Here is a 25,240-nt window from a genome sequence, read left to right as displayed (position 1 = left end):
CCGGCCGTCCCACCGCGCGGGCTGTCGCCCTACCGACCGATCGTGACGCGGTCGGACAGGGCGCCGGCCCGGGCGAGCTCGCGCAGCCGGGCGACGGCACGGTCGCGCACGTCCCACGGGCTGATCGTGTTGACGTAGATCTTCGTGCCGCCCTCGAAGCCGGCCAGCGTGGAGATGCGCCACTTCAGCACGGCGCGGAGGGGCATCGGCACGTCGACGCCCGGCGGGCGGTGGTGCCACTCCTCGTTGGACGGCACGTGCACCCCGGTCGCGGCGTGGCAGGCGTGCACGAGGTCCGAGAAGTCGCGCCGCTGCTCGTCCGTGAGGTCCCACGGGCACGCGCCGGGACCGGTCACGTGCACGACGAGGGCCGGGTAGCGGTGGCCCACCCCGGCGAACGCCACCGCGTGCTCGGTGCGGGCGACGACGAGACCCTGCTCGGCGGCATACCGGGCGCCCCACCGCGCGAAGACGTCCGGCTCGTCGCGCACGAGGGCGATCTCGTCCTCCTTCTGGGTGCCCAGCTCGTCGATGGCGACGACCTGCTTGTGGAGGTGGTCGAACGACGCGCCGGCCGGCGCCAGCCAGTTCTGGAAGACCGACACGTAGCGCGCGCAGTCGTTGTCGCGGTAGAGGTCGCGCATCGCGCGGATCGTGAGATCCGTGTACTGCCAGTGCTCTTCGGGCGTCAGGGTGCCCGAGCCCGCGAGCTGGCTGTCGTCGGTCGCGCCGTCGAGGTGGTGCCGTCGCGCGACGACCACTTGGTGGTTGCCGGCGAAGAGGCCGACGGCCTCGCGCTCGAGGTCGTCGTGCGCCAGTGGCTCGGCGTCGGCCCCCTCGGCGCCGCGCGCCCGCATCCGGATGCGGGCGAGGGCCGTCACGTGCGCGCGGCCGCCGGCGCTCGCGAGGTATGCCGTCCGGCGCGCGCGGGAGGCCTCTGTCGGCTCCCAGCCGTGGGCCAGGTGCCAGTAGTCGTAGCTGAGGATCTCGAAGAGGTTCGGGATGAGCCGGAACTCCGCCACGGTCTCGTCGAGGTCGTCGGCGAGCACGCCACGCACCTCGCGCCACCCCGCGTCGTCCCGCACGAGCCGGGCGATCTCGGGGGTCGTCTCCCGCTTGCGCGCCGCGCAGAACGCGCAGTGCGAGTCGTGGTCGGCCGGGTCGATGGGCAGCGGGTGGTGCATCGGCTGGCCGAGCGGTCGCGCGGCCCGGCCCGGCAGCGTCCAGACCTTCGTCCCGGTGATGGGGTTGACCTGCTTGACGGTCCCGTCCGGCAGGCGGGTCAGCGGCTCGATCACGGCTCGATCACCCGGCCAGCCTAGGGCGCCCGGACGCGCCACGCAGGAAGGTGCGGTCCTGGGCTAGCGTCGTGCAGGTGGCCGACGACGACGCACGAGACCAGCGCACGACCTGGGCCTACCGGGACGCCTCCCTGCCGGTGGAGGACCGGCTCGACGACCTGATCGGCCGGATGACCTTGGCCGAGAAGGTCGGCCAGATGCTGCAGCTCGACGCGCGGGGCGACCTCGACGACATCGTCAGCACGAAGCTGGCGGGGTCGATCCTCCACACGTCGCCGGAGCGGATGGTCGAGGCGATCGCGCTCGCCGAGCGGACGCGGCTCGGCATCCCGCTGCTCACCGCCGACGACTGCATCCACGGCCACTCGTTCTGGCCCGGCGCCACGATCTTCCCGACCCAGCTCGCGATGGCGGCCACCTGGGACCCGGAGCTCGTCGAGCGGGCCGCCCGCGCGACCGCCGTCGAGGTGTCGGCGACCGGCATCCACTGGACCTTCTCGCCCGTGCTCTGCATCACCCGCGACCTGCGCTGGGGCCGCGTCGGAGAGACGTTCGGCGAGGACCCGTACCTCATCGGCGAGCTCGGGGCGGCCATGGTGCGCGGCTACCAGGGCGACGGACTCACCGACCCCACAGCGGTGCTCGCGTGCGCCAAGCACTTCGCCGGCTACTCGGAGACCCAGGGCGGACGTGACGCGAGCGAGGCGGACCTCAGCCGCCGCAAGCTGACGTCGTGGTTCCTGCCGCCGTTCGAGCGCGCCGTCCAGGAGGGCTGCCGCACCTTCATGCTCGGCTACCAGGCCATCGACGGGGTGCCCGTCACGGCGAACGCCTGGCTCCTCGACGAGGTGCTCAAGGGCGAGTGGGGGTTCACCGGCACCCTCGTCACCGACTGGGACAACGTCGGCCGGATGGTCTGGGAGCAGAAGGTCTGTGCCGACGACGTCGAGGCGGCCACGGTGGCCGTGCGGGCCGGGAACGACCTCGTCATGACGACCCCGGCGTTCTTCGACGCCGCGCAGGAGGCCGTGGCGCGGGGCCTGCTCGACGAGTCGCACGTCGACGCGGCCGTGCGGCGGGTGTTGCGCGTCAAGCTGGAGCTCGGGCTCTTCGAGAACCCCCGCCCGCCGGACGCCGGGCGGCAGCGGCTCGTCATCGGCTCGGCGGACCACGCGGCGCTCAACCTCGACGTCGCCCGACGCTCCCTCGTGCTCCTGACGAACGACGGCACGCTGCCGTATGCCGTCGGCGACCCGGGTGCGACGGCGCGGACCGTCGCCGTGCTCGGGCCGAACGCGGACGACCCGCAGGCCAACCTCGGCGACTGGGCCGGCGCCTCGGGCCAGGTGGACTGGATGCCGGACGGGCACCCCCGCGAGACCGTCGAGACGGTCCTCGACGGCTTCCGGGCCGTCGTGCCTCCCGGGTGGACGGTGACGCACGCCCGGGGAGCCGAGATCGAGACCCTCGTGCCCGACCCCGACGGGCCCCTCTTCCCCGACGGCCAGCCGCGCCCGCCGGTCTCCGCCGCCGCGCCCGTCGACGCGGACCAGCTCGCCGAGGCCGTGGCCACGGCGCGCGACGCCGACCTCGCCGTGGTCGTGCTCGGCGACACGATGGCCTTGACGGGAGAAGGGTGCTCGACCGCCACCCTCGAGCTGCAGGGCGGGCAGGTCGCGCTGCTCGACGCGGTCGTCGCGACCGGGACCCCTGTCGTCGTGGTGCTCCTGCACGCCAAGCCGTGCGTCGTGCCGCCGAGCGCCCTGCGCGCGGCAGCCGTCATCGAGGCGGTGAGCCCGGGGATGCGGGGCGGTCGGGCGCTCGCCGAGCTGGTGCTCGGGCACGTCGAGCCCGCCGGCCGGCTGCCCGTCTCGATCCCGCGGCACGTCGGCCAGCAGCCGACCTACTACAACCAGGTCAGGGGCCAGCACGGGCACCGCTACGCCGACCTGACGCAGGAGCCGCAGTTCGTCTTCGGCGAGGGCCTGGGCTACACGACGGTCGAGTGGTCCGAGCCCGCGATCGAGCAGGCCGAGCTCGCGCCGGCCGACGTGCTCGTGGCGGAGGTGACGCTCACGAACACCGGCAGCCGGCCGGCGCACGAGGTCGTGCAGGCCTACGTGACGGACGTCGTCACGAGCGTCACGTGGGCGGCCAAGGAGCTCAAGGCGTTCCGCCGCGTCACGGTGCCTGCCGGGGAGTCGGTGCGGGTGCGGCTCGACGTGCCGGCGGCGGCGTGCTCGATCGTCGACGCGGCCGGGCGGCGGGTCGTCGAGCCGGGGGAGTTCCGCCTGCTCGTCGGGCGCAGCTCGCGCGAGGCCGACCTCCACGGTGTGACCTTCACCATCACGCCCGGGCGCGATGTCTGACTAGGGTCGGAGCCATGAGAGCCGCACGCATCACGAACCTCGACGGCCCGGCATCCGTCCGCGTCGAGGAGGTGCCCGAGCCGACGCTCGAGCCCGGCCACGTCCTCGTCGACGTGCACGAGGCCGGCGTCAGCTTTCCCGACGTCCTCATGAGCCGCGGGCTCTACCAGATGCGCCCCGAGCTGCCGTTCCTGCCGGGGGCCGAGTGCGCCGGCGTCGTGCGCGAGGCGGCGCCGGGCAGCGCCGTCCAGCCGGGTGACCGCGTCGCGGCCTTCCCCGTGCTCGGCGCCTTCGCCGAGACGGTGGCCGTGCCCGAGGCGATGGTGTTCCCGCTGCCCGACGGCCTGTCGTTCGCCACGGGCGCGGCGCTGCCGATGAACTACCTCACCGTGCACTTCGCGCTGACCCGTCGCGGGCAGCTGGAGCGGGGTGAGGTGGTGCTCGTGCACGGCGCCGCCGGAGGCATCGGGACGGCCGCGATCCAGCTCGCCCGAGCCATGGACGCGCGCGTCATCGCGGTCGTGTCGTCCGAGGAGAAGGCCGCGACCGCGCAAGCGGCGGGTGCGCACCACGTCGTGCTCGCGGACGGGTTCCTCGCCGCCGCAAAGGCGCTGACGGAGGGTCGCGGTGTCGACGTCGTCGTCGACCCCGTCGGCGGCGACCGCTTCACCGACAGCCTCCGCTGCCTCGCGCCCGAGGGCCGCCTGCTCGTCATCGGCTTCACCGCCGGGCAGATCCCCGAGGTCAAGGTCAACCGCCTGCTCCTCAACAACATCAGCGTGGTCGGCGTCGGGTGGGGCGCGTTCTGGATGCCCGACCCGGGCTACCTGCGCACCCAGTGGCAGGCGCTCCTCCCGCTCCTCGAGTCCGGTGCGCTCGACCCGCCCATCGGCACGCGCCACCCGCTCGCCGACGTGGCCGCCGCGCTCGCCGAGATCGACGGACGCCGCGCGCAGGGCAAGGTCACCCTGACCGTCCGCGACTAGGTTGGGGCGTATGCCGTCCCGCCCGAACCGCGCCCCGTCCACCTCTCCCCGACGCGTCCTCGTCACCGGCGCGGCCTCCGGCCTCGGCCTGGCGCTCGTGCGGGCCTTCGACGCGCGCGGTGACCTCGTGCTCGCGACCGACGTGTCGCAGTCGCGGCCCGACGTGCTGCCCGAGCGGACGGCATACCTCCCGCTCGACGTGCGCAGCGACGAGGCCTGGGCGGCGGCGCTCGAGCACGTGCGCTCCACGTGGGGCGGGCTCGACCTGCTCGTCAACAACGCCGGCGTGGCGGCGGGTGGCCGCATCGACGTCGCGACGATGGACGAGTGGCACTGGATCGTCGACATCAACCTGCTCGGGGTCGTGCGCGGCTGCCGCACCTTCACGCCCCTGCTCAAGGAGCAGCGCCACGGCCACATCGTCAACACCGCCTCGCTCGCCGGCCTCGTCCACGCGCCGGGGATGGCGGCCTACAACACCGTCAAGGCGGGCGTCGTCGCCCTGAGCGAGACGCTGTCGCACGAGCTCGCCCCGCACGGGGTCGACGTGTCGGTGGTGTGCCCGTCCTTCTTCCGCACCAACCTCGGGGCCTCGTTCCAGGGCGCCGACGCCGACATGGAGGCGGCCGGCAAGAAGATGGTCAGCGGGTCGAAGCGCTCCGCCGAGGAGGTCGCCGCCGTCGTCGTGCGCGGCATCGACGCCCGTCGCGACGTCATCCTCACCGACCGCGACGGGCGGATCGCCTGGCGCGCCAAGCGGTTCGCGCGCCCGGTCTACACGGCCGTCATGAAGCGCTCGGCCCGTCGGCTCGGTGCCGCGCGCTGACTCCGTCGCCCGGCGCGGTCACCCGTGGGCGAGGACCTCGAGCCCGATGACGGCGAGGCCCAGGGCGAACTCGCCGAAGAGCACGACGAGACGCTGACCGAACGAGAGCGGCGCCCGGCGCGCCGCGACCCACCCGATGACGGCGAGGGCGGCGACGAGCGCGATGGTGGAGGCGCGCAACGCCCCGTCGAGGGTCCAGACGCCGGCTGCCGCCAGCCCCATGAAGGCGAAGGGCAGGCCGACGGCGCCGAGCGTGCCGAAGCTGACCCGGACCATGTGCCGCAGCTCGGGTGCGGTCGGCAGCGAGGCGTGGACGGCGAGGTGCGACACGACGTCGGCGAGGAAGACCGCGAGCAGCGTCCCGATGACGGCGATGAAGAGCGTCGACGCGGCCCTCCCCGCCGATTCGGCGTGCGCGCGCTGCGCGAGCACGACGGCCAGCGCCGTGAACGTGATGTAGACCCGCTCCTTGAGGTGCTCGGCGCGCTGTTGGGCCAAGGGATCGGCGGTGGAGGCGACCGGCGGCTCCGCTGCGGCATCGTCCATCCTCCGAGGATAGGAGCGAGCGACGGGTCAGGGACGCGGCGCGCGGCGGACGTCCACGTCGGCCGGCGTGGCCGCCCCGAGGACGGTGCGCAGGCTCGCGGCCACGAGCGCCGCAGCGGCGGCGCCCTCGGTCAGGGCCACGTCGAACTCCGGGTCGTCACCCGCCCGCACCCAACCGAGCGCCTCGAGGGCGGACTGCTGGGCAGGCGTCAGGTCGGTGAGGCCCTCGAACTGCGTGTCGCCGATGCACTCGAGCGCGAGCACGCCCTCGAGCCGGCGCACCTGGACGAAGACGTCGGGCACGGTCGCCCCGGACGAGCCCGCGGCTCCCCGCCGCGCACGCCCGAACCGCGGCCTGGGGCGTGAAGCCGGCGACCCGGCATCCGGGCTCGGCGGGGGTGACGGGGCGCGCACGCTGAAGGTCACCCAGTCGTCGGCGGCCAGGCCGGCGAGGTCGGCCCCGAGGCGGGCCGTCCAGGCCTCCCACGTCTCCTCGAGCGGGTCGGTCACGCGCGTGCCCCCGCGACCGCCGTCTCCATGAGGGCGCGCAGGTGCTCGGGGATGGGGGTGGGGCGGCGCGTGGCGGCGTCGATCTCGACGTGCACCCAGTGGCCGAGCGCCTTGATGCCGGGGTCGGGCTCGGCGCTGCGCACCGGGTCGACGAAGAGGCCGAGCTCGTAGGTGACGCTGCTGCGCCCGAGCCGGCTGACCCGCACCCCGACGACGAGCGGCGCCGGGAAGGCGACCTCGGCGTAGAAGGCGCACCCCGACTCGGCGACGACCCCCTGCGTCGGATCGCCCGTGGGGTCGACAGTCACGTGCTCGGCCTGCCAGCCGTTGATGGCCGAGTCGAAGAGCTCGTAGTAGACGGCGTTGTTGAGGTGGCCGTACATGTCGTTGTCGGACCACCGCGTGGTGACGGGGCGGTGCACGGGGAAGTCCGCGAGCGTCAGGGTGCGCGGGTCGCGCTCGGGGGTGTCGGCCATGGGCCCATCCTGCCCGAGGCCTCCGGCGTGGTTCCGGGGCGGTGACCCGTGCTCGGTCCGGCGGAAGTCCGCGGGACCGGAGCCACCTCGCCGGACCGAACCGCGTCCGACCGCCCGAAGGCTGTGGACGGACGGTGCGCCGCTGTCGGTGAGCGACCGTAGAGTCGTCGGGTGGCATGGAGCGTGGGTCGGGCGACGTGGGTCGGTGACGTCACCGACCCCGACATCGCCCAGCAGGTCGGCTCGCGCACCTTCGACCGCGGGGAGGCGTATGCCGCCGAACGCCGGGTGCGCTCGCTCGCCACGCGGCCCGACGGGATGATGCTGCTCGGCACCATCGAGGGCAGCGGCGCCGAGACCTACCAGACGATCATCGAGGCTCGGCCGCACCCGAAGGGCCGCTCGCACCTCTGGAGCGGCCGCTGCAGCTGCCCGGTGGGCCAGGACTGCAAGCACGTCGTCGCGCTCATGCTGACGGCCCGCGACGTCGCGCGCGGGCACCTGCTCGAGCCCCCGGGGACGGACAGCGGCGACGGGGTCGACGGGGTCGACGCGCCCGACGGCGGCGCGGGTGGCCCCGGTGGACACGCGGCCCTGCCGGGCTCCGCGCACTGGTCGGAGGTGTTCGGGCGGCTGCGCGAGCGGCCCGTCGAGGCCGACCCGGCGGCGGAGCGTCCGCAGCCGCGCGGCGACCTCATGCCGGCGGGCCTCTTCGTCGACACCGTCTACCGCGACCAGCGGGGCCGGGGCGGGGTCCCCGAGCTCAGCTACGGCCTGCGCCCCAGCCGGTGGACCCGGGCCGGCACGTGGCACCGCACCCTGTCGTGGCACGACGCCCTGCCGCAGTGGCGACCGGGCATCCGGTTCCTGCCCGAGCACGAGCGGATCATGGGGCGCCTGCACGACGTCGCCCGCCGCGGGTCCGGCGGCACGACGTACTTCTCGGCCACCCCACCGCTCTCGCTCGACTCGAGCGCCGAGGTGTGGCCGCTGCTGCGCGAGGCCGTCGCGGCCGGCATCGAGCTGCTGCCCGGCGAGGGGGTGACCGGCCCGGTCTCCGTCGCCGACGAGGCCGCCTCGCTCGTGCTGCACGTGCGGCGGGCAGCCGACGGCAGCGGCGACCTCGACCTCGACGTCGAGCTCGACGGTCTGCCCGAGGACGCCACGGGCGAGCTGCTCCACCTCGGCGACCCCGTGCACGCCGTGGCGGTCGAGGGCGACGACGGGTCGCTGACGCTCGTGCCCCTCGAGCAGGAGCTCGACCTCGGGCCCGAGGGGCTCACGGCGGCGCTCGCCGGCCTGCGGGTGCCCGCCGACGAGCGCGGCACCTTCCTGCGCTCGGTCGTGCCCGGCCTGCGCCGGCGCATCCGGGTGCGCTCCGAGGTGCCGCTGCCGGCCCCCGAGCCCTCGGAGCCGTCGCGGCCCGAGGAGGTGACGGTGCACGTCCGCGTCGTCAGCGACGTGCCCGGCGAGCTGCGCCTCGACCTCGGGCACGCCTACGACGGGCGTCCCCGCCCGTTCACCACGGCCCGCTTCGGCACGGTGGGCGGCCGCGACCGCGACGCCGAGTCGGCGGCCGTGCAGGCCGCCACGTCGTTGCGGGCGGTGCCCGGTGCCCTGCGCTCCGACGTCGCCGGCCACGCCTACCTCGTGCCCCGCGTCGTGCTGACGGGTCTCGAGGCCGCCCGGTTCGTGTCGGCCACCCTGCCCCTGCTCGAGGCCGACGAGCACGTCACGGTCGAGGTCGACGGCGAGGTGCCGGCCTACGAGGAGGTCACCGCGGCGCCCGTCGTGCGGCTCGGAGCCGGCGACTCCGGCGACTCCGGCAACGCGGACGGTGCGGGTGACCGGCGTGCGTGGTCCGGCGCGGACGACCCCGGCGACTGGTTCGACCTGCACGTCTCCGTCGAGGTGGACGGCGAGGAGGTGCCGTTCGAGCCGCTCTTCGGCGCGCTCGCCCGCGGCGACGAGATCATGCTCCTCGACTCGGGCTCGTACTTCCGCCTCGACCGCCCCGAGCTGCACCGGCTGCGCGATCTCATCGAGGAGGCCCGCGAGATCGCCGACCCCGAGACCGGTGCCCTGCGCCTCAGCGCGCACCACGCCGACCTCTGGGACGAGCTCGTCGCGCTCGGCGTCGTCGACGCGCAGAGCGCCCGGTGGGCGGCAAGCGTCGAGGCGCTCGGGTCGCTCGAGTCCGGTCCGCTGGCACCGGTGCCGGATGGGCTGCGGGCGACGCTGCGGCCCTACCAGCTCGACGGCTACCACTGGCTCGCGCGGCTCTGGGACGCCGGCCTCGGCGGCATCCTCGCCGACGACATGGGCCTCGGCAAGACGCTCCAGGTCATCGCGGCCCTCGTGCGCGCCCACGACCGCGGCGAGCTCGGCGCCGGGTCGCCGCGGACGCGGGGGCCGGTGCTCGTCGTCGCCCCGACGAGCGTCGTCGGCACGTGGCTCGGCGAGCTCGAGACGTTCGCGCCGCAGCTGCGGGCCGTGGCGGTCACGGCCACCGAGCGCAAGCGCGGCCACCCGCTCGCCGACGTCGTGGCCGACGCCGAGGTGGTGCTCACCTCGTACGCCGTGCTCCGCCTCGACGACGCCGCCTTCCAGGCCGTCCGCTGGGCCGGGGTCGTGCTCGACGAGGCGCAGTTCGTCAAGAACCGCCAGGCCAAGACCCACATCGCCGTGCGCAAGCTCGCCGCGCCCTTCACCCTCGCCGTGACCGGCACGCCGCTCGAGAACTCGCTCATGGACCTCTGGTCGCTGCTCTCCCTGACGGCGCCGGGCCTCTACCCCCGGCCCGACGTCTTCACGAAGAGCTACCGCAAGCCCATCGAGTCGGGGGAGCGGCCCGAGCTGCTCGACCTGCTGCGCCGCCGCATCCGCCCGATCATGCTCCGGCGCACCAAGGAGCAGGTGGCGATCGACCTGCCGCCCAAGCAGATCCAGGTGCTCGGCCTCGACCCGCACCCGGTGCACCGGCACATCTACGACCAGCACCTGCAGCGCGAGCGGCAGCGGGTGCTCGGGCTGCTCGACGACCCCGAGGCCAACCGCGTCGCCATCCTCGCGGCGCTGACCCGGCTGCGGCAGCTGGCACTCGACCCGGCCCTCGTCGACGACGCGCACGCGGGCAAGGCCACCTCCGCCAAGGTCGACTTCCTCGTCGAGCAGCTGCGCGAGCTCGCGGCCGAGGGCCACCGGGCGCTCGTCTTCAGCCAGTTCACCGGCTACCTGCGCATCGTCGACGCGGCCCTGCGCCGCGCGGGGCTCGAGACGGCCTACCTCGACGGCTCGACCACCGACCGGCAGTCGGTGGTGCGCGGGTTCCGCGAGGGCGACGCGGTGGCGTTCCTCATCAGCCTCAAGGCGGGCGGCTTCGGGCTCACCCTGACGGAGGCCGACTACGTCTACGTCCTCGACCCCTGGTGGAACCCGGCCGCCGAGGCGCAGGCGATCGACCGCGCCCACCGCATCGGGCAGTCGCGCCCCGTCACCGTCTACCGCCTCGTCTCCGCCGGCACCATCGAGGAGAAGGTCGTGGCCCTGCAGGAGCACAAGCGCGATCTCTTCCAGCGGGTCGTCGACGAGGGCGGCGCGCTCTCCGGCGCCATCAGCGCCGACGACGTGCGCGACCTGCTCGGCCTCGACTGAGCCACGCCCCGGGTCGCGCGCCGGGCGGGCCCTCCGTCACGGGACGGCCCGCCCGGTCTCTCGCGTCGGGGAGCCCGCCACACCGTCGACGCCGGTCTGGCCGAGCAGTCGCGCGACGACGTCGTGGGGGGCGCCGGCGCCGACGGCGTGCAGGGTGGCGAGCCGCTCCGCGCCGAGGCGCTGGGCGACGACCCCGAGGGAGGCGCGCAGGAACGCCCCGGCCGTGCTCGCCGGCACCGCTCCCTCGTCGGCGAAGACCGCGTCGCCGCTGCCCCAGAGCCGCGCGGCCTCGACGTCGTCACCCTCCTGGGCGGCGACGACGGCCAGGGCCGTGAGGATGGCCCCGACGATGAAGCGGTCGGGGTAGCGGTCCTCGGCCATGCGCAGGGCCTCGAGGAGGCACCCGCGGGCCTCCCGCGCCCGCTCGACACCGGCCAGGGCGAGACCGCGCATCATCAGCACGTGCGCCACGACCGGGCCCACGTCGAGGTCGCGGGTCAGGGCGAACGCCTCGTCGGTCAGGTGCACCGCCTCGTCGCCGCGCCCGAGGTCGAGCAGGTTCTCGGCAGCGCTCGAGAGCAGGTTGACGAGGTCGAACCGGTCGCCCGCGCGCCGGGCGTCGGTGATGCCGGCCAGCGAGGCCTCGAGCGCGAACTCGGCGTTGCCGGTGTAGCTCGCCACGTGCGCCGCGAGGTCGCGCGCGAGGCTGACGAGCGCGGGCTCACCGCTGCGCCGGGCGAGCCCGGCCGCCTCCGACGCCCAGCGCTCGGCCGCCGCGACGTCGCCGAGGTGGGCCGTCATCGCTGCCAGGCAGCACGCCCCGTTGACGACCAGGCGGTCGACGGGCAGCCCTGCGGCGTCGGCGCGCGCCAGGGCGTCCTCGAGCAGGCCGACGGCGTCGGCGTCGTTGACGTAGCTGCCGTAGGTGCCGGCGAGCAGGTCGAGGCGGATGCGGTCGGCGCCGTCGTGGTCGAGGCCGCGAGCCGCGTCGAGCCACCGCCGCCCCTCGACGAGCCGGCCGGTGAGCAGCCAGTAGCGGCCGAGGCCGAGCGTCATGGCGTGCGCGCGGCGCCGGTCGTCGGCGGCGATGGCGTGGCCGAGCGCCGCGAGCACGGCGTCGTGGTCGTGCGAGAGCCGACGGATGCCGTCCGGTGCCGCCGGCCCGTGCAGCAGCGGCGCGGTGGCGACGACGAGGTCCTCGACGTGGTCGCCGACGCTCGCCCCGACCGCCTCGTCGACGGACGGATCACGTCGGGCGAGGACGTGGTCACGCACCGGCGTCCGCAGGCGGACGCGGCCGGCGCCGTCGACCTCGGCGAGGCCGACGTCGACGAGGTCCTCGAGGGCGTCGAGGAAGTCCGGCCCCGCGGCCGGCGGGGTTCCGGCGGCGACGGCGTCGTGGATCTGCTCCACGAGCTCGGTGGACGCCCAGCCGCCGAGGCGGGCCAGCACGCGGAGCAGGAGCACGGCCTCGGGTGGCAGCAGCTCGATCGAGGCGTCGAGCACGACGGCGAGGCCCGCCTGGCGCCCGGGCAGGTCGGTGCGACGCGCGTCGCCGAGGCCGCTCGCCGCACCGCCGACGGGTGAACGGCGCAGTCGCTCACCCAGCTGCTCGACCGTGAGCGCCCGGGTGCGGCTCGCGGCCAGCTCGAGGGCGAGCGGGATGCCGTCGAGGAGCGTGCACAGCGCCTCGGTGCGCTCCAGCGGGGCGCGACCCGCCCCCGCCCGCACGCGTTCGGCGTGCGCGAGGAAGAGCCTGGCGGCGGGCGACGGGCCGCCGTCGGGGCCGGCCGCCGTCGGCAGCGGCTCGAGCCGCACCACGTGCTCGCCCGCCACCCGCAACGGTCGGCGGCTCGTCACGAGCAGCGTGAGGCCGGTCCCGCGGAGCAGCTCACCGACACCGCGCCCAACGTCCGCGACCTGCTCCGCGTTGTCGAGCACGACGAGCGTGCCCGTGGCGACCCCTGCCAGCGTGGCGACGGGGTCGTCGGTGGGTTCGAGCGCGAGGACGCGGCAGACGCGGTCGACGGCGGTCGCCCAGGACAGCTCGGCGGAGAGGTCGCAGAAGTGCACGGCGGGGCGGGACGGCCGGAGCCGGCGTGCGACGGCCGTGGCGACGGTCGTCTTGCCGAGGCCCCCGAACCCGGTCAAGGTGACGACCCGGGCGGCGGCGAGGAGGGCCGACACGTGCTCGACCTCGGTGTCGCGCCCGACGAAGGGATCCGGGAGCGCGGGCAGCGCCGCACCGCCCGCCGACCCGTCGGTGGCCGCAGGATCGGCGGCGTCGGCGTCGGCCGCCGTGGCCTCGCCCGGCACCGCCCCCGCGGCCCCGCCGCCCGCGGACGGCGGGGCCTGCAGGGTCTGGGCGAGGATGGCGGCCTCGACGGCCAGCGACGGGGGTGAGGGGTCGACGCCGAGCTCCTCGGCGAGGACGCGTCGCAGCCGGCGGCACGTGGCGAGCGCGGCCGCCTGCCGGCCGGCGTGGTACTGCGCGGACGCGAGCAGCGTCCACGCGTGCTCGTCGAGCGGGCGCTCACCGACGAGCGCCTCGGCCACGACCGCGGCGTCCGCCGGTCGGCGCAGCCGGAGCAGCGCGTCGACGAGCTCCACCTGGGCCGTCGCCCGTGCCTCCTCGACGAGGCGGCGCGACCGTTCCCCGACGGGCAGGTCCTCCAGGCCGGCGAAGGGCGTGCCGTCCCACGATCGCAGGGCGTGCTCGAGCAGTGCCGCGGCGCGCTCGGCACTGCTCGAGCGCAGCGCGGCCCGTCCCTCCGCGACCTGCTCCGTGAAGCGCCCGACGTCGCTGCCGATGCCGGCACCGACGAGGCGGTAGGTGTCGCCGACCCGCTCGATGCGCGCGTCGTCGGTGCCGAAGGCCGTGCGCAGGCCGGAGACGTAGACCTGCACGGCGTTGCGGGCGCTCGCGGGCGGTGCGTCGCCCCAGACCGCGTCGACGAGCGTCGTCACCGCCACGGCGCGCGGCGACTCGAGGGCGAGCAGGGCGAGGACGGCGCGCTGCTTCGCCCCGCCCAGGGCGACGGGTCGACCGTCGCGGAGCAGGCGCACGGGGCCGAGCAGCCTCACGTCCAGCACGAGCCGATCATGGCGCAGGACGTCGCTGCCCGAGTCGGTTTCGCCGGACGCCGCCTTGACCTCGAGTGGGCTTGACATCGCAGGATCCATGGAGTGGGTACGTCTCCCGCAGCCTGCTCCCGACACCCTGTCGGCGCCGTCTCGGCGCGGCATAGAGTGGTCGGAGCCGAATGGTCTCCAGAAAGGAACGACAAGTGGCTTACACGCTTCCCGAGCTCGACTACGACTACGCCGCCCTCGAGCCGCACATCAGCGCTCGCATCATGGAGCTGCACCACAGCAAGCACCACAAGGCCTACGTCGACGGTGCCAACGCGGCCGTCACGAAGCTCGAAGAGCTGCGCGAGTCCGGCGACTACGCCGCGCTCAACGGGGTGGAGAAGAACCTCGCCTTCCACCTCGGCGGCCACACGAACCACTCCGTCTTCTGGAAGAACATGAGCCCCGACGGCGGCGGTGAGCCCGAGGGTGAGGTCGCCGCGGCGATCACCGAGTACTTCGGCGGCTTCGAGAAGTTCAAGGCGCACTTCAACGCCAACGCCAACGCGATCCAGGGCTCCGGCTGGTCGATCCTCGCGTGGGACACCATCGCCGCGCGGCCGCACATCATGCAGCTGTTCGACCAGCAGGGCAACATCCCGGTCGGCCAGATCCCGCTGCTCCAGCTCGACATGTGGGAGCACGCGTTCTACCTGCAGTACGAGAACGTCAAGGCCGACTACGTCAACGCCTGGTGGAACGTCGTCAACTGGGAGGACGTCTCCGCCCGCCTCGAGCGCGCCAAGGCGACGTCGGGCCTGATCATCCCCGGCTGACCGACACCGATACGACGCAGGGCGGGCACCGCACGGTGCCCGCCCTTCGCCGTCCCCGGGCCCCTCAGGCCGGCGGGGTCGGCCGGGCGAGGCGGTCGACGATGCCGAGGAGCAGCACCTCGCGCAGCTCCGGGGGCAGGGCGTCGAGCAGCGCGTTGACCGGCGCCATCCGCTCGGGCAGCACGAGGGCCCCGTCGTCGGCGCCCGCGAGTCCTGCGGCGGCGAGCAGGCCGGTGAACGTCGCCTCGTCGAGGGTCGCCGGGTCGACCGACGCGGCCCTCGCGACGAGCTCGGCCGGTGGCATGGCGGGCCCGGCCGCGCGGGACGCCGCCGTCGCGTCGGCGAGGTCGGTGGCGATGAGGTCGGACGACGCCGCCGTCGCCGCGCTGAGAGTCAGGTGGAGCGTGGCCGGCAGGTCGCGGAAGCGCATCTGCGGCTGCACGAACCATCCCCGCCCGAGCATCTCGTCGCTGATCGTGAAGACGTCGCACGTCTCGTCGGCGACGAGCGAGAGGAGCGTCGAGTCCGGGGGAGCGGCCAGCGACAGACCCGGTATGCCGTCCACCGCAGCCGCGAGGTCGAGCGTCGCCGTGCGCGCCTGCCGGGCGAGCGTCGTGTAGCCCTCGGCGCCGACGTGGTGGACGACGGCCCAGGCCGCGGCGAGCGGTCCGCCCGACTTCGTCGACTGCGCCGTCGTGTTGAGCATCGTGTAGCCGGGCCATCGCGCCGACGCGAAGAGGTGGGAGCGCCGGAGGTCGGCGGACGCGTGGAGGAGCACCGACACGCCCTTGGGGGTGTAGGCGTACTTGTGCAGGTCGAGCGACACGCTCGTCACGCCCGGGACGGCGAAGGTCCACGGCGGCTGGTCGGGCTCGGAGCCCCGCAGGTGCGGCAGCACCCAGCCCCCGATGCACGCGTCGACGTGGCACCGGGCCCCGGCGGCTGCGGCGGCTGCGGCGATCGGCGTGACCGGGTCGACGACGCCGTGGGCGTAGGACGGCGCCGACGCGACGACGAGGACGGTGCGGTCGTCGACGGCGGCGGCCATCGCCTCGGGGTCGGCGCGCTTCGTCACCGGGTGGACGTCGACGAGGACGGGCTCGACGCCGAGCCAGTGCGCGGCCTTGTGGAAGGCGGCGTGGGCCGTCGTCGGCAGGACCATCCGGGGAGCGGTGACCTCGGGCCGTGCGTCACGGGCGGCGAGGACCGCGAGCACGATCGACTCGGTGCCGCCCGACGTGACGACACCGGCGAACCCCGCCGGAGCGTCGACGAGACGCCCGGCGATGCCGACGAGGTCGTTCTCCATCCGCAGCAGTGACGGGAACGCCGTGGGGTCGAGGCCGTTCGTCGACGCGAAGGCTGCGAGCGCCTCGCGGCCGATCGCGTCCGCCGAGGCCAGGCCCGAGTCGTAGACGTAGGCGAGGGTGCGACCCCCGTGCGTCGGGAGGTCGCGCGCTCGCATCGCCGTCAGCGTCCGGCGGATCTCGTCGTGGTCCATCGTCATCGGGGCACCTCTCCGTCGGGTCGATGTGTCTGGCGGTCACCCGTGATCGTGGAACACATCGAACCGGGGGAGGGCGAGGGCGGGAAGGGCGCGGAGGGCCAGGAGCGAGAGGGCGACGAGCGCCGCCGGCACGAGCGAGAAGCCGAGCGTGATCGCGGTCAGGGCGGAGTTCGACTGCGGCACGGTCGATCCCGTCGAGGACACGTAGCCGCCGAGAGCCAGCACGACGGCATACGCGGCGGGTCCGAGGGCGAGGCCGAGCGTCTCGCCGGCGGTCCAGACGCCGGTGTAGAGCCCGACCCGCGTGCGCGCCTCGGCGGTGCGGCTCGTGACGTCGGCGAGCATCGCGAGCGGGAACATCTGCGCGCCCGCGTAGCCGATGCCGACGACCGCGACGACGGCGTAGACGGCGCCCTCCGGCAGTGCGCGGAGCAGGACGAGGACGAGCGCGCCGCCGCCGAGCAGGACCGAGGCGACGAGGTAGCCCGCGTGCTTGCCGCGGGCCGTGCCGAACCGCTGCCAGAGCGGGGTCACGACGAGGGCCGGCGCGACGAAGCAGGCGAAGAGCAGGGTGGCCGACAGCGGCGTGCCGATGACCCAGCGGGCGACGTAGTCGACCCCGGCGAGCATCGCCCCGGTCGCGAGGGCCTGCAGCACGAAGGTCGTCAGCAGGAGCCGGAACGGCCGGTCGGAGCGGATGACCCGCAGCTGGTCGCCGAACGTCGCGCCCGTCATGGCTCCCGTGCGCACAGGCGCCGAGGCCGTGGCGCGCCACGCACCCCACGCGCCGAGCGCGATGAGCGCCGCCACGAAGAGGCCGACGGCGCGGTAGCCCCAGTCGGGCCCCAACGCGTCGCGGATCGCCGGCGAGGCGCCGCCGCTGACGAGGATGGCGAGCGCGAGGATCGCGACCCGCCAGGTCATGAGCCGGGTGCGCTCGTCGTAGTCGTCGGTGATCTCGGCCGGCATGGCGACGTAGGGCACCTGGAAGAAGCTGTACGCCGTCGCGCACGCGAGGTAGGCGACGGCCACCCAGCCGGCCGCGAGCCACTGCGGCGCCGTCGGCCCGAGGAAGAGCAGGGCGAAGGCCGCGGCGAGCAGCAGGCCGGCGCGGATGAGGAAGGGGCGGCGGCGCCCGTCCGCGTGGGTGGAGCGGTCGCTGACCCGGCCGGCGACCGGGTTGAGCGCGACGTCCCACGCCTTGGGGGCGAAGACGATGACGCCGGCGGCCGCGGCCGGCACGCCGAGCCGGTCGGTGAGGTAGGGCAGCAGGAGCAGGCCCGGCACCGTACCGAACGACCCGGTCGCGACCGACCCCAGGCCGTAGCCGCGCCGCACGACGGCGGGCAGGGCGGTGCTCGGTGCGGGCGGCGTCGCCGGGGTCATGCACGCACCCTAGTGAGCCCGCCCGCGCGACGGTGGAGGTGAGGACGAGCCGGTCAGGAGTCGCGGTCAGCGGTCGCGGGCGGCGGGGGCGGACGCGGTGACGGTGAACGAGGCCGGGGCCGTGAAGCCCTGCTCGGCGAACGCGTCCGCGATGGCAGCCGCCACGGCGTCCGCGTCGTCGGCGCGGACGATGGCGATGCACGATCCTCCGAAGCCGCCGCCCGTCATCCGCGCGCCGAGTGCGCCGTGCCGGCGGGCCGTCCCGGTCGCGACGTCGAGCTCCTCGCAGGACACCTCGTAGTCGTCGCGCAGCGACGCGTGCGAGGCGTCGAACAGCCGGCCGACCTCGTCGAGGTCGCCCGAGCCCAGGGCGTCGACGGTCTGCGTCACCCGCTCGATCTCGGTCACGACGTGACGCACCCTCCGGCGCACCTCCTCGTCGTCGAGGCGCGCGAGCGCGTCGTCGAGGCCGCTCGGGTAGATCTCGCGGAGGGTGTCGACGCCCAGCGCCCGGGCCGCCTGCTCGCAGGCGTCGCGCCGCGCGGCGTACTGCCCGTCGACGAGGGCGTGCTCCGCGCGGGTGTCGGTGACGAGCAGCACGCACCCGGCGCCGTCGAGGTCGAAGGGCACCTGGCGTGTGTCGCCGGAGCGGCAGTCGAGCAGCAGCGCCGCCGCCTCGCCGCAGAGCAGGGCGGCCGACTGGTCCATGCCGCCCGTGGGGGCGCCCGCGATGTCGTTCTCGGCCTCGACGCAGCGTGCGGCGAGGTGGGCGCGACCCGCGGTGCTCTCGAGCAGCCCGAGCCCGAAGAGGTCGCTCGCGGCCGCGGCCACCGAGCACTCGAGCGCCGCCGAGCTGGAGAGACCGGCGCCGAGCGGCACGGTTGAGTCGACGAGCACGTCGAGCCCGCCGACGGAAAGGCCGTCACGGCGCAGCGCCCAGAGGACGCCGGCGACGTAGGACGCCCAGCCACCCGGCGTCTCGGCGGAGACGTCGTCGAGCGCGACCTCGACGACGCCGTCCTGCTGCGCCGACGAGACACGCAGGAAATCGTCGTCTCGGCGTGACACCGCGGCGAACGTCCTGTGCGGCAGGGCGATCGGCAGGCAGAGGCCGCCGTTGTAGTCGGTGTGCTCACCGATGAGGTTGACCCGGCCCGGCGCCGACCACACGCCCGTCGGCGCGCCGCCGTAGGCGCTCGCGAAGGCCGCGGTGACCGAGCGGACGACGTCGTCCGAGGAGCGCTCGCTCACGGTGCGACCTCCCGCAGGCGCGCCGCGGCCCGCTCCGGCGCGACGTCGTTGACCCAGCCGCCGACGCCCGACTCCGACCCGGCGAGGAACTTGAGGCGTCCCGGGCCGCGGAGCACCGACATGAGCTGCAGGTGCAGGCGCGAGACGTCGCGCCCCGTGCGGGCCGGTGCCTGCTGCCAGGCCGCGATGTAGGGCAGCGTGACGGGGGAGCCGTCGTCGGCCACGTAGTAGCGGTCGAGCCGGCCCAGCAGGTCGCGGTAGACGACGGCGAGCTCGTCGCGCTCGTCGTCGTCGAGCGCCACGAGGTCGGGCACGTCGCGATGCGGCGCGAGGTGCACCTCGACGGGCCAGCGCGCCGCGAAGGGCACGTATGCCGTCCAGTGCGTCCCCGAGACCACGACCCTCGAGCCGTCGGCCTGCTCGGCGGCGAGGATGTCGGCGCCCAGCAGCCGGCCGGTGCGCGCGTGGTGCCGGCGGGCCGCCTCGAGCAGCGCCTTGGTGCGGTCGGGCAGGTAGGGGTAGGCGTAGATCTGGCCGTGCGGGTGCGGCAGCGTCACGCCGATCTCGCGCCCGCGGTTCTCGAAGCAGAAGACGTGCTCGACCTCGGGGAGCGCGCCGAGGGCCTCGGTGCGCTGGGCCCACGTGTCGACGACGGTGCGCACGCGGTCGACGGAGAGGTCCTTGAAGGAGGACTCGTGCTCGCTCGTGAAGCAGACGACCTCGCAGCGCCCGACGGCGGGGCGGGTGCCGAAGATGCCGTCGGGGTCGGGCGCGTCGGCACCGACGGACGTGACGGCATACGACGGGAAGCGGTTCTCGAAGACGACGACCTGGTAGTCGCGCTCGGGGATCTCGGAGGGGACCGAGCCGTGGCCCGCGGGGCAGAGCGGGCACTCGTCCTTGGGAGGCATGAAGGTGCGGTGCTGGCGGTGCGCGGCCACGGCCACCCAGTCGTCGACGAGGGCGTCGTGGCGCAGCTCGCCCGACTCGACCCGCGGCTCGACGGGGCGGGGGTCCTCCGCGGTGCGCGGCGGCGTGCCCGGCTCGTCGACGTAGATGATCTCGCGACCGTCGGCGAGCCGCCGCGACGTGAACCGGGCGGCGGTTCGGCTGGTGGTGGACATCAGGCCTCCACGATCTCGAGGGAGCCGACGCTCTCGCGGGCGGCCGCACGGGCGCGCTCGGGGAGGGCGTCGTCGGTGACGAACAGGTCGACGTCGGCGAGGTCGGCGAAGGTGCTGAGGCCCACGGTGCCCCACTTCGAGGAGTCGGCGAGCAGGCACACGTGCCGGGCCGCCGACACGAGCGCGCGGTTGGTCTCGGCCTCGACGAGGTTGGGCGTCGTCAGGCCGGTGCGGCCGTCGACGCCGTGCGCGCCGAGGAAGAGGAGGTCGACGTGGAGGCTGCGCAGCGCCGCCACCGCCACGGGTCCGACGAGGGCGTCGGACGGCGTGCGCACGCCACCGGTCAGCACGACGGTCTGGCCGGGCGCACCGGACTCGTGGAGCAGCTGGGCGACCGGCACCGAGTTGGTGACGACGGTCAGCGAGGGCACGTCCTTGACGGCCCGGGCCAGCTCGTAGGTGGTCGTGCCGGCGGAGATGCCGATGGCGCTGCCCGCCTCGACCCGCGCGGCCGCGGCGCGGGCGATGGTCTGCTTCTGGGCGAGCTGGAGCAGCGACTTCGCCGAGAAGCCGGGCTCGTCGCTGCTGCGGGTGCCGCCGAGGGCGAGCGCGCCGCCGTGCACGCGCTCGACGAGGCCGTCGGTCGAGAGCCGCTCGATGTCGCGGCGGATCGTCATGTCCGAGACGCCGAGCCGTTCGACGAGGTCGGACACCTTGACGGCGCCGGACTCCTCGACGAGGTCGAGGATCACCGAGCGCCTCTGGCTCGCCAGCACGGTCAGCCCTCCCTGAGCACGGCCACGCCGCCGGGGGCGAGGCGGACGGTGCCGTCGACGGGGGCGTCCGCGACGAGGTCGTACCCACTGGTGGCCACGTCCTGCGCGGCCCCGGTGTGGTTGAGCAGGAAGAGCCACGAGGACGTGCCGTCGCTGCGGCGGGTCGCCTCGACGCCGCGCGGGAGCCCGGCGACGGCAGGGTCGACGCCGGCCGCGGCGAGCACGTCGTCGAGGAGCGCGCCGAGCGTGGCGTCGTCGGGCAACGTGCTGAGGTACCAAGCGGATCCGGCGTCGCCGGTGCCCGCCCGGCGCGTCACCGCGGGGCGACCCGAGAGGGGACCGGACGCATACGTGCTCAGCACCTCGGTGCCGGGCAGGGCGGTGACGTCCTCGCTCCACCACGTGCCGGTGCCCGCGTCGAGCGCGACCGTCTCGACCGGGCCCAGGGGGAAGAACTCCTCGACGCGGACGCCGAGCAGGTCGCGGAAGGCACCGGGGTAGCCACCGAGCCGCACGTGGTCGTGCTCGTCGCTGATGCCGGAGAAGTAGGTGACGAGCACCTCCGCGCCGCTCGCGGCCGCGGCGGCGACGGCGGCCGCGTGGGCGTCGGTGACGAGGTAGAGCTGCGGCACGACGACGAGGTCGTAGGCCGTGAGGTCGGTCGACGGGTGCACGACGTCGGCCGTGACGCCGCGGTCGTGCAGCGCCCGGTGGATCGCCGAGGCCGCGGTCAGGGCGTCGAGCTCGGAGCTCGGCATGCACGGCCCCTCGGCCGCCCAGATCGCCTGGAAGTCGTGCAGGACGGCGACGCGCGACTCGACCCGGCTGCCGACGAGCTCGCCGAGCCGGCCGGCGATGCGGCCGAGCTGCTCGACCTCGCGGAAGCGGGCGCTGTCGGCGCCGGCGTGCGGCACGAGCGCGCTGTGGAACTTCTCGGACCCGGCGCGGGACTGGCGCCACTGGAACCAGCCGATCGTGTCGGCGCCGCGGGCCACGTGGGCGAGCGCGTCGCGGATCGTCTGGCCGAAGTCCTTGGCGTGGTTGGTGGGCTGCCAGTTGACCGCACTCGTCGAGTGCTCCATCAGCATCCACGGCGCGCCGCCCGCCAGGCCGCGCGTGAGGTCGCCGCTGTAGGCGAGCTCGGCCCGGGGGTGCTCGAGGGCGTCGACGATGTAGTGGTCGGTGCTGACGACGTCGACGTCGGGGGTCCACTGCGAGTAGTCGAGGTGGCGGAAGTGGTCGAGGGTCATGAAGTTCGTCGTGACGGGCACGCCGGGGGAGAGCTCGGCCAGCACCGCGCGCTCGCCCCGCAGGTGCTCGAGCAGGGCGTCGGAGCTGAAGCGCTTGTAGTCGAGCACGTGGGTCGGGTTGTTGAACGTCGTCGAGCGGCGCGGGGGCAGGATCTGCTCCCAGTCGGTGTAGCGCTGGCTCCAGAAGGCGGTGCCCCACGCGTCGTTGAGGGACTCGAGCGAGCCGTAGCGGCGCTGCAGCCAGGTGCGGAAGTGGCGCGCGCACTCGTCGCAGTAGCAGGGCAGGTTGTGGCAGGCGTACTCGTTCGAGACGTGCCACATCGCGAGCGCGGGGTGCTCGTGGTAGCGCGTCGCGAGCTGGCGGGTCAGGGCGAGGGCGTAGTCACGGAAGACCGGCGACGTGGGGCACCACGCCTGGCGGCTGCCCGGCCACAGGGTGTGGCCGTCGACGTCGACGGGCAGGATCTCGGGGTGCGCGTGCGAGAGCCACGGGGGCGGGGTGGCCGTGGCCGTCGCGAGGTCGACCGCGATGCCGCCGGCATGCAGCTTGTCCATGATCGTGTCGAGCCACTCGAACTCGTACTCGCCCTTGGCCGGCTCGAGCCAGCTCCACGAGAAGATGCCGAGGCTGACGAACGAGACGTTCGCCCGCTGCATGAGCTCGATGTCCTCGTCCCACACGGGGCGGGGCCACTGCTCGGGGTTGTAGTCGCCACCGAGTGCGAGGGTCTTCGTCGGCCAGGAGCGCATGCCACACAGGGTGTCGCCTCCGTCGCGACGATGTCAACAATTTCCAACACAATCCTTGGTCGTATCGACCGTCGACGTGTGGGGGTGACGTCGGAGCAGGGCTGCCCGACGGCTCGGCGAACGGTCGCACCGATCGTGTCGAGTGTCCCGGTTGCACGTTTACAACGGTGTAAACGTGCAGGTCAGAGGCGCAAGTGTCTCGGTTCGGTCGCGGAAGTCGACCGGTCTCGCGGAATCCCTTGACAGCCTCGGCCGTCCCGGACATCCTCTGTTTGTTGTTGGAGGTTTCTGGTGGCGGATGTTCGACTTCATCGCCTCTCTCCGACAACGCACCCGGCACAGCGTCAAAGGAGACCGCAATGACCCGCCCCTCGAGCGAGGCCGAGTTCCTGGCCCGCATGGTTCCCCCCTCCGTCCGCGGCGTGGACCGTCGGACCGTCCTGCGCGGCGCCCTCGGCATCGGCGCCCTCCTCGGAGCCGGCGGCCTCGCCGCCTGCGGCTCGAGCAGCAACACCGGCTCGGGCGTCCCGACCGGCGCCGTCTCCGGCACCGTGACGGTCGGTTCCAACCAGTCCGACGCCGTGCCGAAGGCGGCGGTCCAGGCCTACATGGACGCCTTCGCCAAGGCGAACTCGGGCACGACGGTCAAGATCAACACCGTCGACCACAACTCCTTCCAGGAGAACATCAACAACTACCTGCAGGGCTCGCCGGACGACGTCTTCACGTGGTTCGCCGGCTACCGCATGCAGTTCTTCGCCGAGAAGGGCCTGGCCGGCGACATCTCCGACGTGTGGTCGGGCATCACCGGCATGAGCGACGCGCTCAAGAAGGCGTCGACCGGCGCCGACGGCAAGCAGTACTTCGTGCCGATGACGAACTACCCGTGGGCGGTCTTCTACCGCAAGAGCGTCTTCCAGGAGAAGGGCTACGAGGTCCCCAAGACCCTCGACGACCTCAATGCCCTCGGCGCGCAGATGAAGAAGGACGGCCTCGACCCGATCGCCTTCGGCGACAAGGACGGCTGGCCCGCGATGGGCACCTTCGACCAGATCAACCTGCGCGTCAACGGCTACGACTTCCACGTCAGCCTGATGGCCGGCAAGGAGGACTGGACCAACCCCAAGGTCAAGAAGGTCTTCGACACCTGGGCCGGCATCCTCCCCCTGCACCAGTCCGACTCGCTCGGTCGCACGTGGCAGGAGGCGGCGCAGTCGCTCCAGCAGAAGAAGTCGGGCATGTACGTCCTCGGCTCGTTCCTCGCCCAGCAGTTCACCAAGGGCGCCGAGCAGGACGACCTCGACTTCTTCGGGTTCCCCGAGATCGACTCGACCATCGGCACCGACGCCGTCGAGGCCCCCATCGACGGCTACATGATGAGCGCCCGGCCGAAGAACGAGGCCGCCGCCAAGAAGCTGCTCCAGTACATCTCGCAGCCCGAGGCGCAGCTGCTCGCCCTCAAGGCCGACCCGAGCGTCATCGCGACGAACGACAAGGCCGACACGAGCGGCTACACGGCCCTGCAGAAGAAGTCGGCCGAGTTCGTCAAGTCCGCGAAGTCGATCACGCAGTTCATGGACCGCGACACGCGCCCCGACTTCGCCTCGACGGTCATGATCCCCGCGATCCAGACCTTCCTCAAGAACCCCAAGGACATCGACGGCCTCTGCACGAGCATCCAGGCCCAGAAGAAGAGCATCTTCGGCTCCTGACGGGGGCGATCACCATGGCGGGCACTCGTAGGTACAGAGGCATCGACCAGCTGTCGGCGCGCGACCGCATCGTCGTCGCGCTGATGGTGGTCGTGCCGACGCTCTTGGTCCTCTGGCTCGTCTGGATCCCGGCGATCGGCTCGGTCCTGCTCTCGTTCACGAACTGGGACGGGATCGGGCCGCTCTCCGGCATCAAGCCGGTGGGGCTCCAGAACTACCGGGACATCACGACGATCTACCCGCCGTTCTGGCCGGCGATCCAGCACAACCTCATCTGGCTGGCGGTGATGTTCCTCGTCGCGACGCCGCTCGGCATGCTCTTCGCGATCCTCGTCGACCGCGGCGTCGCGGGCACGCGGTTCTACCAGACGAGCATCTACCTCCCGGTCGTGCTGTCCCTGGCCCTCATCGGCTTCATCTGGCAGCTCATCTACTCCCGCGACCAGGGCCTGCTCAACGCCCTGACCGGCGGGAGCACCGACTGGTACGGCGACTCGAGCGTCAACCTCTGGGCCGCCCTCGTCGCCGCGACGTGGCGCCACTCCGGCTACATCATGCTGCTCTACCTGGCCGGCCTCAAGGGCGTCGACCCGTCGCTCCGCGAGGCGGCGAAGATCGACGGTGCGAGCGAGACGACGACGTTCTTCAAGGTCGTCTTCCCGGTGATGCGCCCGATCAACATCATCGTCCTCGTCGTCACCTTCATCGAGTCGCTCCGTGCGTTCGACCTCGTCTGGGTGATCAACAAGGGCCGCAACGGCCTCGAGCTCATCTCGACGCTCGTCACGCAGAACGTCGTCGGTGAGGCCAGCCGCATCGGCTTCGGCTCGGCGCTCGCGACGATCATGCTCGCGATCTCCAGCGTCCTCGTCTTCATCTACCTCCGCATCGCCATGAAGGAGGACTGA

At 73.8% G+C, this 25,240-nt stretch carries 18 protein-coding genes; 7 read left to right on the top strand and 11 right to left on the bottom strand.

Annotation, left to right across the window (positions count from 1 at the left end):
- Positions 1-29: 29 nt before the first annotated feature.
- A complete protein-coding gene (locus tag ABT295_RS11205; protein ID WP_352394428.1) occupies positions 30-1,298 on the bottom strand; it encodes a DUF4921 family protein in 1,269 nt (422 codons plus the stop codon).
- A gap of 77 nt (positions 1,299-1,375) precedes the next feature.
- Here ABT295_RS11205 and ABT295_RS11200 point away from each other — a divergent pair, with 77 nt between their 5' ends.
- Genes ABT295_RS11200 through ABT295_RS11190 form a run of 3 tightly spaced genes read left to right on the top strand, consistent with a single transcriptional unit; the run spans position 1,376 to position 5,482 of the window.
- Positions 1,376-3,670, top strand: a complete 2,295-nt coding sequence (locus ABT295_RS11200) for an exo-beta-d-1,3/1,6-glucosidase (protein ID WP_352394427.1) — start codon at positions 1,376-1,378, stop codon at positions 3,668-3,670.
- 14 nt (positions 3,671-3,684) lie between these two features.
- Positions 3,685-4,656, top strand: coding sequence for an NADPH:quinone oxidoreductase family protein (locus ABT295_RS11195; protein ID WP_352394426.1), 972 nt, complete (start codon positions 3,685-3,687; stop codon positions 4,654-4,656).
- A 10-nt stretch (positions 4,657-4,666) separates the two neighbouring features.
- Complete coding sequence (locus tag ABT295_RS11190; protein ID WP_352394425.1) at positions 4,667-5,482, top strand: SDR family NAD(P)-dependent oxidoreductase; 816 nt, start codon at positions 4,667-4,669, stop codon at positions 5,480-5,482.
- An 18-nt stretch (positions 5,483-5,500) separates the two neighbouring features.
- Here ABT295_RS11190 and ABT295_RS11185 read toward each other — a convergent pair whose 3' ends face one another.
- Genes ABT295_RS11185 through ABT295_RS11175 form a run of 3 tightly spaced genes read right to left on the bottom strand, consistent with a single transcriptional unit; the run spans position 5,501 to position 7,014 of the window.
- Complete coding sequence (locus ABT295_RS11185; protein WP_352394424.1) at positions 5,501-6,028, bottom strand: hypothetical protein; 528 nt, start codon at positions 6,026-6,028, stop codon at positions 5,501-5,503.
- A 27-nt stretch (positions 6,029-6,055) separates the two neighbouring features.
- Positions 6,056-6,538 (bottom strand): TY-Chap domain-containing protein, encoded by a 483-nt coding sequence (locus tag ABT295_RS11180; RefSeq protein WP_352394423.1) that lies wholly within the window; start codon positions 6,536-6,538, stop codon positions 6,056-6,058.
- Entirely contained in the window at positions 6,535-7,014 is a 480-nt protein-coding gene (locus ABT295_RS11175) for an acyl-CoA thioesterase (protein ID WP_352394422.1), read from the bottom strand. Before ABT295_RS11175 ends, ABT295_RS11180 begins: the two co-directional genes overlap by 4 nt.
- 171 nt (positions 7,015-7,185) lie before the next feature.
- On the opposite strand from ABT295_RS11175, the gene ABT295_RS11170 reads away from it, so the two are divergent.
- The gene (locus ABT295_RS11170) at positions 7,186-10,668 is read left to right on the top strand and encodes a DEAD/DEAH box helicase (RefSeq protein ID WP_352394421.1); all 3,483 of its coding nucleotides are present in this window, start codon (positions 7,186-7,188) and stop codon (positions 10,666-10,668) included.
- A 36-nt stretch (positions 10,669-10,704) separates the two neighbouring features.
- Here the strand turns inward: ABT295_RS11170 and ABT295_RS11165 are convergent, their stop codons facing one another.
- Positions 10,705-13,839: an AfsR/SARP family transcriptional regulator gene (locus ABT295_RS11165; protein WP_352394420.1), complete on the bottom strand. Its 3,135-nt coding sequence runs from the start codon at positions 13,837-13,839 to the stop codon at positions 10,705-10,707.
- A gap of 92 nt (positions 13,840-13,931) precedes the next feature.
- On the opposite strand from ABT295_RS11165, the gene ABT295_RS11160 reads away from it, so the two are divergent.
- Positions 13,932-14,576: a superoxide dismutase gene (locus ABT295_RS11160; protein WP_345506036.1), complete on the top strand. Its 645-nt coding sequence runs from the start codon at positions 13,932-13,934 to the stop codon at positions 14,574-14,576.
- A gap of 64 nt (positions 14,577-14,640) precedes the next feature.
- On the opposite strand, the gene ABT295_RS11155 is transcribed toward ABT295_RS11160, so the two are convergent.
- From ABT295_RS11155 to ABT295_RS11130, 6 genes are all read right to left on the bottom strand, one after another.
- Entirely contained in the window at positions 14,641-16,083 is a 1,443-nt protein-coding gene (locus ABT295_RS11155; RefSeq protein ID WP_352394418.1) for a pyridoxal phosphate-dependent decarboxylase family protein, read from the bottom strand.
- A gap of 36 nt (positions 16,084-16,119) precedes the next feature.
- A complete protein-coding gene (locus ABT295_RS11150; RefSeq protein ID WP_352394417.1) occupies positions 16,120-17,469 on the bottom strand; it encodes an MFS transporter in 1,350 nt (449 codons plus the stop codon).
- A 66-nt stretch (positions 17,470-17,535) separates the two neighbouring features.
- Positions 17,536-18,720, bottom strand: coding sequence for a galactokinase (gene galK, locus ABT295_RS11145; protein ID WP_352394416.1), 1,185 nt, complete (start codon positions 18,718-18,720; stop codon positions 17,536-17,538).
- Positions 18,717-19,844, bottom strand: a complete 1,128-nt coding sequence (galT, locus tag ABT295_RS11140) for a galactose-1-phosphate uridylyltransferase (RefSeq protein WP_352394415.1) — start codon at positions 19,842-19,844, stop codon at positions 18,717-18,719. Before galT ends, galK begins: the two co-directional genes overlap by 4 nt.
- The gene (locus ABT295_RS11135; RefSeq protein WP_352394414.1) at positions 19,844-20,620 is read right to left on the bottom strand and encodes a DeoR/GlpR family DNA-binding transcription regulator; all 777 of its coding nucleotides are present in this window, start codon (positions 20,618-20,620) and stop codon (positions 19,844-19,846) included. Before ABT295_RS11135 ends, galT begins: the two co-directional genes overlap by 1 nt.
- A gap of 2 nt (positions 20,621-20,622) precedes the next feature.
- Positions 20,623-22,620 carry a beta-galactosidase gene (locus ABT295_RS11130; protein ID WP_352394413.1) on the bottom strand — a complete coding sequence of 666 codons (1,998 nt, stop codon included), beginning with the start codon at positions 22,618-22,620 and terminating at the stop codon, positions 20,623-20,625.
- Positions 22,621-22,979: 359 nt separating this feature from the next.
- Between ABT295_RS11130 and ABT295_RS11125 the strand changes: the two genes are divergently transcribed.
- Both ABT295_RS11125 and ABT295_RS11120 read left to right on the top strand, forming a co-directional pair.
- Positions 22,980-24,332, top strand: coding sequence for an ABC transporter substrate-binding protein (locus ABT295_RS11125; protein WP_352394412.1), 1,353 nt, complete (start codon positions 22,980-22,982; stop codon positions 24,330-24,332).
- A gap of 14 nt (positions 24,333-24,346) precedes the next feature.
- Positions 24,347-25,240, top strand: coding sequence for a carbohydrate ABC transporter permease (locus tag ABT295_RS11120; protein ID WP_352394411.1), 894 nt, complete (start codon positions 24,347-24,349; stop codon positions 25,238-25,240).

The sequence above is a fragment of the Terrabacter sp. NPDC000476 genome (genome assembly GCF_040300125.1).
In the GTDB taxonomy this organism is placed as follows: domain Bacteria; phylum Actinomycetota; class Actinomycetes; order Actinomycetales; family Dermatophilaceae; genus Terrabacter.
Note: the sequence above shows the minus strand (reverse complement) of the source record. Positions and strands in the feature narration are given on the sequence as shown.

What these genes read in the sequence shown, in the direction of transcription:
- ABT295_RS11195 (WP_352394426.1), top strand. Translation starts at nt 3,685, where the DNA reads ATGAGAGCCGCACGCATCACGAACCTCGACGGCCCGGCATCCGTCCGC.
- ABT295_RS11190 (WP_352394425.1), top strand. Translation starts at nt 4,667, where the DNA reads ATGCCGTCCCGCCCGAACCGCGCCCCGTCCACCTCTCCCCGACGCGTC.
- ABT295_RS11185 (WP_352394424.1), bottom strand. Translation starts at nt 6,028, where the DNA reads ATGGACGATGCCGCAGCGGAGCCGCCGGTCGCCTCCACCGCCGATCCC.
- ABT295_RS11175 (WP_352394422.1), bottom strand. Translation starts at nt 7,014, where the DNA reads ATGGCCGACACCCCCGAGCGCGACCCGCGCACCCTGACGCTCGCGGAC.
- ABT295_RS11165 (WP_352394420.1), bottom strand. Translation starts at nt 13,839, where the DNA reads ATGTCAAGCCCACTCGAGGTCAAGGCGGCGTCCGGCGAAACCGACTCG.
- ABT295_RS11160 (WP_345506036.1), top strand. Translation starts at nt 13,932, where the DNA reads ATGGTCTCCAGAAAGGAACGACAAGTGGCTTACACGCTTCCCGAGCTC.
- ABT295_RS11155 (WP_352394418.1), bottom strand. Translation starts at nt 16,083, where the DNA reads ATGACGATGGACCACGACGAGATCCGCCGGACGCTGACGGCGATGCGA.
- ABT295_RS11150 (WP_352394417.1), bottom strand. Translation starts at nt 17,469, where the DNA reads ATGACCCCGGCGACGCCGCCCGCACCGAGCACCGCCCTGCCCGCCGTC.
- galT (WP_352394415.1), bottom strand. Translation starts at nt 19,844, where the DNA reads ATGTCCACCACCAGCCGAACCGCCGCCCGGTTCACGTCGCGGCGGCTC.
- ABT295_RS11130 (WP_352394413.1), bottom strand. Translation starts at nt 22,620, where the DNA reads ATGCGCTCCTGGCCGACGAAGACCCTCGCACTCGGTGGCGACTACAAC.
- ABT295_RS11125 (WP_352394412.1), top strand. Translation starts at nt 22,980, where the DNA reads ATGACCCGCCCCTCGAGCGAGGCCGAGTTCCTGGCCCGCATGGTTCCC.
- ABT295_RS11120 (WP_352394411.1), top strand. Translation starts at nt 24,347, where the DNA reads ATGGCGGGCACTCGTAGGTACAGAGGCATCGACCAGCTGTCGGCGCGC.